The following is a 12,123-nucleotide window of genomic DNA, read 5'->3' as shown; positions in this document are numbered from 1 at the left end:
GGAACAGGCCGACGCGTCGGATAGTCGCCGGAAAAATGCCGGATCGCCTGCGGTGGCGAGTTGGCCAGGTCTCGACCGCCGGTCAGTCGATCTGGCCAAGTTCCTTGGCCTCGGCGCGCCCTTCGGTGCGGTCGCTGGTGCCCAGCAGGCGCCGCAGCGACGCCAGCCGTGCCGGCCCGGCGTCGCCGGCATGACCGGCGGCAACATACGGGTCCAGGCCACAGTTGACGGCGACGCTGTCATGCTTGCAACCGCGTTCGCAGTCGTCGGTACCTGGTTGCAGGTCGGGGAAGGCCGCCAAGATCCTGTCGGGGTTCACATGGGCCAGCCCGAAGGAGCGGATGCCCGGGGTGTCAATGATCCAGGAGCGGGGCTCGCCGTCCTTCAATCGCAGGGCCAGCGCCGAGGATGAGGTGTGCCGGCCGCGACCCGTCACGGCATTCACGCCGCCCGTGGCACGCTGGGAGCCGGTGAGCGCGTTGACCATAGTGGACTTGCCCACACCCGAGTGCCCGACCATGACGCTGACCTTGCCGTCAAGGAATTCCCGCAGCTGTTCGACGGCGCCGCCAGCCAAAAGGGCGGAGTCACCGTCGTCGCTGCGCGCGTCAATGGCGGAGGCGGCGTCTGCGGCGCCTGCGGAAGCAGTGCGGCTGATGATGACTGTCATCTCCAGGTGCTCGTAGTTGGCCAGCAGTTCGGCAGGGTCCTTGATGTCTGCCTTGGTGATCAGCAGAATCGGGGCGATGCCCGAATCGTAGGCGGCCACCAGGGCCCTGTCGATGAAACCCGTGCGCGGCTCGGGGTTGGCCGCGGCCACCACGATGACCAGCTGGTCAGCGTTGGCCACCACTACGCGCTCAATCGGGTCCGTGTCATCGGCGCTGCGGCGCAACAGTGTGCGGCGTTCCTCCACGCGCACCAGGCGTGCCAGGGTGTCCGGCTTGCCTGAGGTGTCACCCACCAGGGCTACGAAGTCGCCGGCCACCACGGGGGAGCGGCGCAGTTCGCGGGCCCTCGCGGCGATGAGTAGGCGCTCGGTGGGCAGGTCCTCGTCCACGATGCCGGTGTAACGGCCACGGTCCACCGTGATGATGCGTCCAATGACGGCGTCATCATGTGCCGGTCGGTCCTTGGTGCGTGGCCTGCTGCCCTTTTTGTTGGGCCTGACCCTGACATCTGATTCGTCCCAGGTGCTGTAATCGTTTGCCATCGGCCTACGCTTCGGTCACAGTGGTCTGGGCCACCATGTCGGCCCACATCTGCGGGAAGGCAGGCATGGTTTTGGCGGTGGTGGCGATATCTTCCACCGTGACGCCGGGCACGGCGAGCCCGATGATGGCACCGGCCGTGGCCATGCGGTGGTCCTCGTAGCTGTGGAACACCCCGCCGTGCAGCGGGGCGGGGTTGATGATCAGCCCGTCCGGAGTTTCGACGGCGTTCCCGCCCAGGGCGTTGATCTCGGCAACCAGCGCCGCGAGCCGGTCCGTCTCGTGTCCGCGCAGATGGGCGATGCCCCGCAGCCGAGACGGGCCCGTGGCTAGGGCGCAGAGGGCGGCCGCGGAGGGGGCAAGTTCGCTGGTGTCGGCAATGTCGACACCGAGAATTTCGGGCCCTCCCGTCACCGTCAAGACGCCGTCGTCCAGGCTGACGGTGGCACCGAACTGTGGCAGGATCTCACGCCACTTATCTCCGACTTGGGTGGTATTCAGCGGCCAGTTCGGGATCCGCACGGTGCCGCGCGAGGCCAGAGCGGCGGCCAGGAACGGGCCCGCGTTGGAGAGGTCCTGCTCCAGGACCACGTCAAAGGCCGCAATGGGACCCGGGGCAACTATCCAGTGCTTAGGGGTGGAGTCATCCACCGTGACACCCAGGGACCGCAGCACCTGAACCGTCATGGAAATATGGTCAACACTGGGCACCGATTCTCCGGTGTGCTCCAGGTGCAGGCCCTGCGTGAACCGGGCGGCCACCAACAAGATGGCCGAGATGAACTGTGAGGAGCCGGCGGCATCGATGGCCACATGGCCGCCACGAACAGTGCCGGTGCCGTGGACCGTGAACGGCATCAGCCCGTCGGCACCGTCACTGACCTTGACACCCAGACCCGCCAGGGCGGCCACAATGGGGGCCATGGGGCGCACCCTGGCGGCGGGGTCGCCGTCGAAGCTCACCTCCCCTGACAGCAGCGCGGCCAGCGGGGGGACAAAACGCATGACAGTCCCGGCTAGCCCGCAGTCGACGGACGCATCCACGCAATGGCCAGCGGGGATGGGGGTGACCACCAGATCCGGCACGGGTCCGCTCCCGGGTACTTCCTGGATCCCCGCGCCCAGGGCGCGCAGGGCCTGGATCATCAGATCGGAGTCCCTAGAGGCCAGGGGCGCGCGCAGCCGGCACACGCCGTCGGCCACGGCAGCCAGAACCAGGTACCTGTTGGTCAGCGATTTGGATGCCGGAATGGTGACGGTGGCGTCCAAGGGTGTTGCGGCAAACGGTGCGGGCCAAGGGGCGGATGTCATGGGGTGGTTACTGTCCTGTCACGTCGTGGGCGAGCGCACGAACGTTCTTGTCTGCGGTGTGGATCTTCTTGGTGGCGGTCTTCTTGCCGGACTCGATGAGCCGTTCGGCACGCCAGGCAAGGCCCGGGCGGCCTGCCGTGTCAACGCTGGCCAGCAGGGCCCCGCCCAGCAGCCCGATGTTCTTGGCTAGCTGGCTGCGGCGGTGTGATTTTCCCTCCTTGGTGTCCGTGGCGGCGCTGCGATACTCCACAACGGTGCCCAGCCCGGCCGTCATGGCCAGAACGACGGCGGCGGGACGGGAGAACTTTCCGGTGGCCACCAGCACGCCAGCACCCACCTGAACTCCAGCCAGGATCTTGGCTAGGGACTTCTCGCTGGTTTGTACCGGCAGTGCGGCAGAAATGCGGCTCAGGACGGGGGAGAGCTGCTCCGCCGTCTGGTCTGCATGACGCAGCCGTTCCAAACCGGAAAGGATGAAGGACGAGGCAAGCATGGGGCGGGCAAGTGCGCGAACTAGTGACAAGGTACGGCCTTTCGTTTAAGTGCTGTGAAACCTCTGGTGCTACGGGCGAACGTTTGAACCTTGTTCCAAGTCTCGCACTTTGAGACGTGGTTTGCGGAATATTCGACGGCGTTGCCGGGTTTGCATGTGTACAAACAGCGGCGCATAGCCCGACTTGGGAGGGTATGAACCTATGAGGAAAGGTGGCAATGCAGACACTGACAGTAGACTTCTCTGTAATGAACATTTCCGAGCCTGAGCAAGTCATTGAGTCCGACGCGCAACGACGCAGCGGCCTTTCCCGCGAGGTTGCGGCAACGGTGAATACCGATGTGGATACCGTAGATGTTGCCACCGAGACGGTGGAGGCCCGCCGTATCCGTTTTGAACGTGACGCCATGCAATACGTTGACCAGTTATATTCGGCAGCCATGCGCATGGCACGCAATCCCAGCGACGCCGAGGACCTGGTGCAAGAGGCCTACACTAAAGCCTTTTCGGCTTTTCACCAATACAAGCCCGGCACCAATCTCAAGGCGTGGCTGTACAGGATTTTGACCAACACGTACATCAACTTGTACCGCAAACGTCAGCGTGAGCCACTGCAGTCCAATGCTGATTCCGTTGAGGATTGGCAGCTGGCACGTGCCGAGTCGCACACCTCCAGGGGCCTGCGGTCCGCCGAGACTGAGGCCCTGGATCACCTGCCGGACTCCGATGTGAAGAGCGCGTTGCAGGCCATCCCGGAGGAGTTCCGGCTGGCAGTGTATTTTGCCGACGTCGAAGGTTATGCGTACAAGGAAATTTCAGAGATCATGAACACCCCTATCGGGACCGTGATGTCACGGTTGCACCGAGGGCGGAAGCTTTTGCGGGACATGCTGGGCGAATATGCTGTGGAACGCGGATATGCCAATGGCACCGCGAACGAACTTAAGGAAACGGAGAAATAACGATGGGCGACTGCCAGAGCCTGGGTGATTGCGACGACGAACGCATCGCCCGAATTTATGAATACCTCGACGGGGCGCTGTCCCGTGCGGACCTTACGGAGATCAAGACGCACCTGGACGGATGCGCCGACTGCTCCCAGGAATACGACCTCGAGTGCGTGATCCGGACAGTGGTGAAGCGTTCGTGTAAAGAAGCGGCCCCCGAGACGCTCAAGGCGGCAATTTTGGCCCGCCTGCATGCGGGTAGGCCCGCGGGAGTTTAGCCTTCTGGTGGGCCCTCTAGCCCTCGGGCAGCCGCATCGAAATGGTGCGGTGCTGGCTTGCAGCCCGGCCCGTCACCCGGCGATGCAAGGATCCGGCGATCAGGTGTGCCTGGACCTTAGCCATCTCCGCCTTTTCGCCGCTAAAGAGTTCATCAACAGTGGTGCTCCACAACTGCAACCAACGGTTGAAATGAGCCAGTGTCAGGGGCTCCTTGACATGGATGTCGACGTGGATCTTCAGCGCATTCCTGCTGTAAAGGCCCGCCTTGAACAGCACTGTCTGCCAAAAGTCGGCCATGATGGGCATATGCCTGACCAGGTCCATGTGCACCACCTCCGTGAAGATGGGGCCGATGAGCGGGTCGGCAAACGCTCGCGTGTAAAAAGTTTCCACGAGCGTGAGGATGTCTTCCCGGGTGGCAATATCAGGACGGGTCGCGGCGCTGTCCTGGTGCGTAGGCTGGTAGGCGTTCAAGTGCGACGCCGTTCTACCGGATTTTAGGTGCTGGCTGGCCTGTGCCGAGATGCCCATGGGAGCTAGGCTGCCACAGCCAGCACGATGAGGATGCCGGCTATGGGCAGGGCAAGAACTTTCAGCCCCTCGGACGCGATGTAGGCGATGTGCATGGCGGTGCCGATCTTGGCTTTCACGGGAGCGGCGCCGTCGTGCGTCACCGCAGTCTGGGCCAGGGCCTTGGTCCGCTGGCCCATGGCCGGGCGCAAGACCAGCATTTGCAGCCCCAAGGCCGCGATGGACAGAATCAGCAACGCGCCAGCCATCGCGCTGACCAGCTCACCAGCGAAGAGCCAGGCCGCCACAATTGCTGCGGCCAGTAAGGCCTCCACATAGTTCAGCGCCGTGAAGACTAGCCGGCCAATACCCACGCCCAGCGCGTGCGTCATTCCCGGTGCACGGAACTTCAACGGCGTCTCAATGAAGGAAATGGCCACGATCATGCCAAACCAGACGAACGGCAGCATGGTCAGCAGTACCAGGGCAAACATGTCTACGGCTTTCTGTGGAGGAATTTCACTTCCACTCTATCCACAACGCAAAGGCCCGTCCCACCATCATGGCGGAACGGGCCTTTGCGCGTAAGTCAAGACTTATGCGTTGGGGCGCTTACCGTGGTTTGCGCCGCTACCCTTACGGTCCCGACGCTTGCGTGAACGCTTTGACATGGCTGCCTCCAATCATTGAAAAGATCCGAATAAGATCTGCCCCCAAGTATCCCATAACTGAAGGTTGCGCACCTAACCGGGGCGGATTTCTACAGCTGGTTCCAGCGGCGCAAGAACACCAAGGCCCCTGAACCAAGTACCAGCAGGAGAATCCCGCCGCCCAGCCATGCGGCGGTGTTGTTGGCGCCGGTGGCAGCCAACTTCTCATCCGTTGAACCTTGGGGGAACTGCCTTGAGCACTGTGGTGATGGTGGCACCCACAAAGCCTGCGGCGGTGTCGTCTGTCGGTTCCCAGCTCACGGATGCGCCGGTGGAGCTGGTGGCACTGTGCACTGCTGCCAGCTTGGTGGCCGCACTGGGAAGGGCCGGCTGGAGGCTGGTATCAATGGAAACCGCCGCCTCGGTTGTTGTTTGGACGCTATTGGCATCTACGGCGGACACCGTGGCCTTGCCCACGAAGGCTGCGGTGTAGGTGTGCGTTGCCGTGGGGCCGGGGGTGGTCTGATCAATGATGCCGTCGCCGTTGAAGTTCCAGGCAAAACTTGCAAGGGTGCTGTTGGGTGAGTAGGACTGCGAGGCTTTGAAGGTGATGGCTTCGCCGACCGGGAGGCGAATACGACGGGTGTGCCAAAATGGCCACAGGAGGCACAGCGGACGGCACTACAGGGTAAAACCTGACCTTCGCGTAGTCACCGAGCGCACCGAGGGCATTCACCTTCGCCAGCAGAGCGGGAAGGCTGGGCAGGACGGCCGGGCTCAGCTGGGCATCAGTGAGCACGATCACGGCCTTCGTGGCGTCAGGGCGCCAAGTGAGACCGGACAGTGGCGTGGCAAGGTCCCCCACCACGCCCTGAGGTGCTGTGTCGGTCCCTGAAGGAATAATGGCATCCAGTTTGGCCTGAACGTCGGCGATGGTGGTGGAGAAGTCCGAGAGCGCGGTGGCGGAGTTAGTGGCGCTATCCGTGTAGCCGACCGGTGCAATGCTGCCATTCATGGCGGCGAGCTGGCCTCCCTGAAATGGTGCCAAGTTCCTGGCCAGGGTCACGTTGGGCGCCATGGACAAGCTGGTGTCCAACACCAGGGCAATGTCAATGCCGGACGCGTGGACATTGGGCCCGGAAGTGGGTGCCGGGTTGTGAGCGGTGGTGTCCAGGAACTGCGCCAGAAAAGGCTTGGCCCTAGCAATCCGGGCGGCCACTTCCTGCGTCGCGGCGTCGATGGGGCTTTGCTGGGTGCTGCTGGGCACGCCGTAAAGTCAATGCCCGGCGGTTTGGAGCAAGTTCTTGCTGGAGCCGCAAACGAAGTCGCTGGTGTTGCACCAGGTGCCGGTATTCAGTGTGAACGCCGCCGGGACATAGGGGCTCCTCAGGCAGCTGCAGGTTGGGATCGCCAAAGGGTGCGTTAAAGACAACTTTGCTGCGTCGAAGATCGGTCAACACGTCGTTGTAGGTGGTCTCGGCAACCTGGGCGCCCTGCGAATAGCCGCCAATCACAAATGCGGCGTCGGGGCAGGCCTGCGACCTGGCATTGACGTAGGCGCCGAGTTCAGCCACGCCGGCGGCAACGCTGGCCGCGTAGTCAAGGGCGGGCTGGGCGGTCAAATCTGCCGTTGCAACGGCCGGGTACAGGTGGCCGTCGATGGCTTCACTGCCCAGCTCATAACTGTGGACGGCGCCAGGTACGGTGATACGGGCCTTGAGGCTTGCCTCGAAGACGGCTACCTCTTCCCCGGCAGCCCCCACGGCCTGGCCGGATCACCGGGCAAAAACAGACTCGATGTTGGCACAGGGGGCGGCAATAACACCCGTAGCCGTCCGGGCTGCCGGGAGGAAAATAAGGCCGGCAACAACGCTCCATGCCGTGGCGGCGGCCAGGGTGGATGCAAATGGTCTGTGGCTCGTCAAAGCTGCCTCTCTGTCTGGAGAAGATGCGGGTATGCAAAAAGTGCCCTGGCCGCCATGGGAAGCCAGGGAGCTTTTTCACACTAACCCCGTCTCTGGGTCTTTCCTAGAAATACACTGGAAATCTAGTCATAAGACGCGAGGCTTTCGGATTTCGGCAGGCTCAAGCACCGGGACACCGGGTTAGAGGACGTCGGGGAGATCCAGCCACTGGTACCAGCCCCGGTGCAAAACCAGCCACGCCATCAGGCCGTAGCCGGCCTGGCCGGGGGAGCCGTTGTTGGCCGCCACATCGTTGCGCCATTGCTCGTGGTTCTGCAACGGCGAAAAGGTGTCGACATAGTGGTGCTTGCGGCGTGTGGTGACGTCGGCAAATGCCGTGTTCAGCTCCGCCAGCTTGCGGTTCAACGCCGCGTCAAGCGACGGTGGCGGGCCCACCACGAACACCGGGATGTTCAGCTGGGTGGCGCCATCCAGGATGTTGGCCAGGTTCAACCGGCTGCGGGCGGTCGAGAGACCGTATTCGATGTCCCGGCCCGAGAGGCCAATGACGAGGCGGTTTTCGTGGAAGTCGTCAAAACGCTTGCCGGCCTCATGCAGCCAACGTCCAGCCAGCGCCTCTGTGCCTTCCTTAGGGCTCGCCAGCACATATGGTTCAACCGTGACGCTCTCCTGCGGCGTCCGCGCAAGTACCCTGCCAAGCCAGCCAAGTGCGCGGGGATCGCCCACTCCGGCAACCAGCTCGTCTCCAACGGCCACAATTCGCAGCTCCCGCTTTTCCACGGTTCCCCTTCTCATCACATACATTCAATGAAAGATGCCCGGCCTGTGTTGCAGACCGGGCATCGACCAACTTCTTAGTTGCGCTCGAACGCTTGCTTGACGAGCAATGCCTGCTCCACAGCATGGATCTTTGCAGATCCTGTGGCCGTGGCAGCTGACGCCCGACGGGAAACCCGTCCAAGCTTCGTATCCAGCTCGGGAGCCAGATTCAGGCCCATGAACGGCCACGGGCCCTGGTTGGCGGGCTCGTCCTGAGCCCAAACAACCTCGGCGTTCGGGTACTTGGCCAGCTCAGCCTTGATCTCCGCCAGCGGCAGCGGGTAGAGCTGCTCCACGCGGACGATCGCGACCTTGGTGTCCGCACTTTTCTCTCGTTCTGCGAGCAGATCGTAGTAGAGGCGTCCGGAAACCAGTATGACGCGGTCCACGGTGTTGTTATCCAACGTGACATGGTCGCCGATCACGGGGCGGAAACCGCCGGTGGTGAAATCCTCCACGGAAGAACCGGCAGCCTTCAGGCGCAGCAACTGCTTGGGGGTGAAGATGATCAGCGGCTTACGGGGGCGGCTGTAAGCCTGGCGGCGGAGCAAGTGGAAGTGCGACGCCGGGGTGGTCGGATTGGCGACTATCATGTTCTCCTCTGCACACATCTGCAGGAAGCGCTCGATGCGGGCCGAGGAGTGGTCGGGGCCCTGGCCTTCGTAGCCGTGCGGCAGCATCAGCACCAGTGATGAGCGCTGACCCCACTTTTGCTCGGCGGAGGAAATGAACTCATCGATGATGGTTTGTGCACCGTTGACGAAGTCGCCGAACTGGGCTTCCCAAATAACCAAGGCGTCGGGGCGTTCCACCGAATATCCGTATTCAAAGCCCATGGCTGCGTATTCGCTGAGCAGTGAATCGTAGATCCACAGCTTCGCCTGGTCTTCGCCCAGACCCGTGATGGGTGTCCAGACGTTGCCGTTGGCACGGTCGTGGAACACTGCGTGGCGCTGCACAAAAGTACCGCGGCGCGAGTCCTGGCCGGCCATGCGGATCGGGACGCCCTCCAACAGCAAGGAGCCAAAGGCTGCAAGCTCCCCGAAGCCCCAGTCGATGCTGCCTTCGCGGGACATGGTCTCACGCTTTTCAAGCAATGACTTCAGCTTTTGGTGAACCGTGAAGCCTTCAGGAACTTCGGTATGCACGGTGCCAATTCGGGCCAGTGTGGCAGCAGAGATGGCGGTGGTCTGGGGATCGTTCACACCGGTATCGGTCTGTTGGGCTATGGGGCGCTCCAGATCGAAGACGGCCTGGGCATCCTTGGTCACGATCGGAATTGGTGAGGTCTGGGCTGCATGCGTTTCGGCAAAGACGCGTTCTAGGCGTTCCTGGTAGTCGCGCAGCAATTGCGACGCCTCGTCCTCGGTGATGTCGCCGCGGCCGATCAGGGCCTCCGTGTAGAGGCGGCGTACCGAGCGCTTGGCTTCGATGAGGTTGTACATCAGCGGCTGGGTCATTGAGGGGTCGTCACCCTCGTTGTGCCCGCGGCGGCGGTAGCAGACCATGTCGATGACAACGTCCTTGCGGAAGCGCTGCTGGAACTGGTATGCCAGCTGGGCTACACGGACCACGGCTTCGGGATCGTCGCCGTTCACATGGAACACGGGCGCCTGGATCATCTTGGCCACATCGGTGGAGTACACCGAGGAACGGGAGGAGGAGGGCGCCGTCGTAAAGCCAACCTGGTTATTCACCACAACGTGGATGGTTCCGCCGGTGCGGTATCCACGCAGCTGGGAGAGGTTCAGCGTTTCAGCCACCACGCCCTGGCCAGCAAACGCAGCATCGCCGTGGATCATGATGGGCAGCACGGGGAAGTTCTCCCCCTGATCAAGGCGGTCCTGCTTGGCGCGAACAATGCCCTCGAGGACAGCGTCAACGGCTTCCAAGTGTGAGGGGTTGGCCGCCAGGTAAACCTTGGTCTCGTTGCCGGCGTCGGAGGTGAACGTGCCCTCGGTGCCGAGGTGGTACTTCACATCTCCGGAGCCCTGCACGCTGCGGGAATCCTGGGTACCCTCAAATTCACGGAAGACTTGGGCGTAGGTCTTGCCGGCGATGTTGGTGAGCACGTTCAGGCGACCACGGTGGGCCATGCCGATGGCCACCTCGTCTAGGCCGTCGTCGGCGGCGTCGGAAATGATGGAGTCAAGCAGCGGAATCAAGGATTCCCCGCCCTCCAGAGAGAACCGCTTCTGGCCAACAAACTTGGTCTGCAGGAACGTCTCAAACGCCTCGGCAGCATTCAGCTTGGAGACAATACGCAGTTGCTCCTCACGGCTGGGCTTGGAGTACGGATGCTCCAACTCGTTCTGGAACCATTCGCGCTGGGAGGGCTCCTGGATGTGCATGTACTCGACACCTGTAGTGCGGCAGTAGGCGTCACGCAGCACGCCAAGGATGTCGCGGAATTTCAGCATGGGCTTGCCGCCGAAACCGCCTGTGGGCCATTCGCGGTCCAGGTCCCACAGGGTCAGGCCGTAGGTGAAGATGTCCAGGTCCGGGTGCGTGCGCTGAACGTATTCCAACGGGTCTGTGTCGGCCATCAAATGGCCGCGCACACGGTAGGAGTGGATTAACTGCTGGATGCGGGCAACCTTGTTGATCTCATCTGCGGGGTCTACTTGCTGGTCCACGCGCCAACGAACGGGCTCGTAGGGGATACGCAAGGACTCAAAGATTTCGTCGTAGAAGTTCTCAGCACCGAGCAGGAGCGCATGGACCTTCTTGAGGAACTCGCCCGAACCGGCTCCCTGGATGACGCGGTGGTCGTAGGTGGAGGTCAGCGTCAGGATCTTGGAGATGGCGCTCTGGGCGACGATTTTCTCGCTGGCACCTTGGAATTCGGCGGGGTAGTCCAATGCGCCGACGCCGATGATGGCAGCCTGGCCCTTGGACAGGCGCGGCACGGAGTGAACGGTGCCGATGCCGCCGGGGTTGGTCAGTGACACCGTGGTGCCCGAATGGTCATCTGCAGTGAGCTTGCCGGCGCGGGCGCGCTTGATCAGGTCCTCATAGGTGTGCCAGAACTCGGCAAAGTTCAGCGTCTCCGCCTTTTTGATGTTCGGCACTATGAGCAGGCGCGTTCCATCGGGCTTGGGCATGTCAATGGCGATGCCAAAGTTCACATGCGGCGGCTGGACTGCGACGGCCTTGCCGTCGATGACGTCGTAGTAGACGTTCATGGAGGGGAATTGGCCAAGTGCCTTGATGACGGCGTAGCCGATCAAGTGGGTGAAGGAGACCTTGCCGCCGCGGGCGCGGGCCAGGTTGGAGTTGATGACAACACGGTTGTCGATGAGCAGTTTGGCCGGAATGGCGCGCACGCTGGTGGCCGTGGGCACTTCCAGACTGCTGATCATGTTCGCGGCAATGGCCTTGGCCGGTCCGCGCAAAATAGAGGTGACGGCTTCGTCCGGGACAGAGGTGTCCTTGGCTGTTTTGGGCAGCTGGGCGGGGATGGGCGTGGCGCCGGTGCGGGCAGCATCCTTGGCGGGTGCTGGTGGTCGCGGAGCCGCCGGTGACTTCGGCGCCACAACGGGAGCCGCCGGTGCACTAGGGGCCGGGGCCGCCGTCGAACTGGCAACAGGGGCCTCAGGCCGGACCGGGGAGGAAACGGCCGGGGGGACTGCCGGAATCTGTGCCGTGATGGGCGTTGAAGTTGCTGCGGTGTGGCGTCCATTGCCGGCTGCATCGTCGGCGTCAAAGGACTCAAACAGTGACCACCACTTTGTGTCCACAGAGTTTTTGTCGCTTTGGTAGCGCTCGTACAGTTCATCGACGAGCCACTCGTTGCCGCCAAATTCTTCGGGTAGACGGTGGATGGATTGCTCTGGCACGTGTGTTACGCCTCTTCCATGAGTTTTTGTTGCCCGCTGTGCATGTTTTGCACCCCGCGCATGCCCCGGTGACGGACGCATTTACGCAATGCAAGCTTTTTTGATCGATGGTCTGGGTCCAACAAACCCCTACCGCCTG

14 protein-coding genes are annotated in these 12,123 nt (G+C 62.6%); 2 read left to right on the top strand and 12 right to left on the bottom strand.

What is annotated here, in order from left to right:
* Positions 1-82 precede the first annotated feature (82 nt).
* From AOC05_RS10540 to AOC05_RS10530, 3 genes are read right to left on the bottom strand one after another with little or no spacing between them, the layout of a single operon-like run.
* Positions 83-1,213, bottom strand: coding sequence for a ribosome small subunit-dependent GTPase A (locus tag AOC05_RS10540; protein ID WP_062007179.1), 1,131 nt, complete (start codon positions 1,211-1,213; stop codon positions 83-85).
* A gap of 4 nt (positions 1,214-1,217) precedes the next feature.
* Positions 1,218-2,522, bottom strand: a complete 1,305-nt coding sequence (gene aroA, locus AOC05_RS10535) for a 3-phosphoshikimate 1-carboxyvinyltransferase (protein ID WP_062007178.1) — start codon at positions 2,520-2,522, stop codon at positions 1,218-1,220.
* Between the two features lie 7 nt (positions 2,523-2,529).
* On the bottom strand, positions 2,530-3,045 hold the full coding sequence (locus tag AOC05_RS10530) for a DoxX family protein (RefSeq protein WP_062007177.1): 516 nt from the start codon (positions 3,043-3,045) through the stop codon (positions 2,530-2,532).
* Between the two features lie 218 nt (positions 3,046-3,263).
* Between AOC05_RS10530 and AOC05_RS10525 the strand changes: the two genes are divergently transcribed.
* Positions 3,264-3,977: a sigma-70 family RNA polymerase sigma factor gene (locus AOC05_RS10525; RefSeq protein WP_230085306.1), complete on the top strand. Its 714-nt coding sequence runs from the start codon at positions 3,264-3,266 to the stop codon at positions 3,975-3,977.
* 2 nt (positions 3,978-3,979) lie between these two features.
* On the top strand, positions 3,980-4,240 hold the full coding sequence (gene rsrA, locus AOC05_RS10520) for a mycothiol system anti-sigma-R factor (protein WP_062007176.1): 261 nt from the start codon (positions 3,980-3,982) through the stop codon (positions 4,238-4,240).
* 16 nt (positions 4,241-4,256) lie between these two features.
* On the opposite strand, the gene AOC05_RS10515 is transcribed toward rsrA, so the two are convergent.
* The 9 genes from AOC05_RS10515 to AOC05_RS10485 form a co-directional block, all read right to left on the bottom strand.
* Entirely contained in the window at positions 4,257-4,772 is a 516-nt protein-coding gene (locus tag AOC05_RS10515) for a group III truncated hemoglobin (RefSeq protein WP_197277816.1), read from the bottom strand.
* A 5-nt stretch (positions 4,773-4,777) separates the two neighbouring features.
* Entirely contained in the window at positions 4,778-5,245 is a 468-nt protein-coding gene (locus AOC05_RS10510) for a hypothetical protein (protein ID WP_082357926.1), read from the bottom strand.
* A gap of 102 nt (positions 5,246-5,347) precedes the next feature.
* Positions 5,348-5,422 (bottom strand): 50S ribosomal protein bL37, encoded by a 75-nt coding sequence (locus AOC05_RS20805; RefSeq protein WP_154606549.1) that lies wholly within the window; start codon positions 5,420-5,422, stop codon positions 5,348-5,350.
* 89 nt (positions 5,423-5,511) lie between these two features.
* Positions 5,512-5,622 (bottom strand): LPXTG cell wall anchor domain-containing protein, encoded by a 111-nt coding sequence (locus AOC05_RS19790; RefSeq protein WP_186760195.1) that lies wholly within the window; start codon positions 5,620-5,622, stop codon positions 5,512-5,514.
* 4 nt (positions 5,623-5,626) lie between these two features.
* Positions 5,627-6,013, bottom strand: coding sequence for a hypothetical protein (locus AOC05_RS20800; RefSeq protein ID WP_420480395.1), 387 nt, complete (start codon positions 6,011-6,013; stop codon positions 5,627-5,629).
* Positions 5,928-6,668 carry a hypothetical protein gene (locus tag AOC05_RS10500; RefSeq protein WP_157374961.1) on the bottom strand — a complete coding sequence of 247 codons (741 nt, stop codon included), beginning with the start codon at positions 6,666-6,668 and terminating at the stop codon, positions 5,928-5,930. The genes AOC05_RS20800 and AOC05_RS10500 overlap by 86 nt, the downstream gene beginning before the upstream one ends.
* Positions 6,601-7,164 (bottom strand): cutinase family protein, encoded by a 564-nt coding sequence (locus AOC05_RS10495; protein WP_062007173.1) that lies wholly within the window; start codon positions 7,162-7,164, stop codon positions 6,601-6,603. Before AOC05_RS10495 ends, AOC05_RS10500 begins: the two co-directional genes overlap by 68 nt.
* 342 nt (positions 7,165-7,506) lie before the next feature.
* Positions 7,507-8,106 (bottom strand): GDSL-type esterase/lipase family protein, encoded by a 600-nt coding sequence (locus AOC05_RS10490; RefSeq protein WP_186760221.1) that lies wholly within the window; start codon positions 8,104-8,106, stop codon positions 7,507-7,509.
* 74 nt (positions 8,107-8,180) lie between these two features.
* Positions 8,181-11,984, bottom strand: coding sequence for a multifunctional oxoglutarate decarboxylase/oxoglutarate dehydrogenase thiamine pyrophosphate-binding subunit/dihydrolipoyllysine-residue succinyltransferase subunit (locus AOC05_RS10485; RefSeq protein WP_062007171.1), 3,804 nt, complete (start codon positions 11,982-11,984; stop codon positions 8,181-8,183).
* Between the last annotated feature and the right edge of the window lie 139 nt (positions 11,985-12,123).

Source organism: Arthrobacter alpinus (genome assembly GCF_001294625.1).
Taxonomy (GTDB): Bacteria; Actinomycetota; Actinomycetes; order Actinomycetales; family Micrococcaceae; genus Specibacter; species Specibacter alpinus_A.
This window is presented reverse-complemented; position numbering and strand designations above follow the sequence as displayed.

What these genes read in the sequence shown, in the direction of transcription:
- AOC05_RS10540 (WP_062007179.1), bottom strand. Translation starts at nt 1,213, where the DNA reads ATGGCAAACGATTACAGCACCTGGGACGAATCAGATGTCAGGGTCAGG.
- aroA (WP_062007178.1), bottom strand. Translation starts at nt 2,522, where the DNA reads ATGACATCCGCCCCTTGGCCCGCACCGTTTGCCGCAACACCCTTGGAC.
- AOC05_RS10525 (WP_230085306.1), top strand. Translation starts at nt 3,264, where the DNA reads ATGAACATTTCCGAGCCTGAGCAAGTCATTGAGTCCGACGCGCAACGA.
- rsrA (WP_062007176.1), top strand. Translation starts at nt 3,980, where the DNA reads ATGGGCGACTGCCAGAGCCTGGGTGATTGCGACGACGAACGCATCGCC.
- AOC05_RS10515 (WP_197277816.1), bottom strand. Translation starts at nt 4,772, where the DNA reads ATGGGCATCTCGGCACAGGCCAGCCAGCACCTAAAATCCGGTAGAACG.
- AOC05_RS10510 (WP_082357926.1), bottom strand. Translation starts at nt 5,245, where the DNA reads ATGTTTGCCCTGGTACTGCTGACCATGCTGCCGTTCGTCTGGTTTGGC.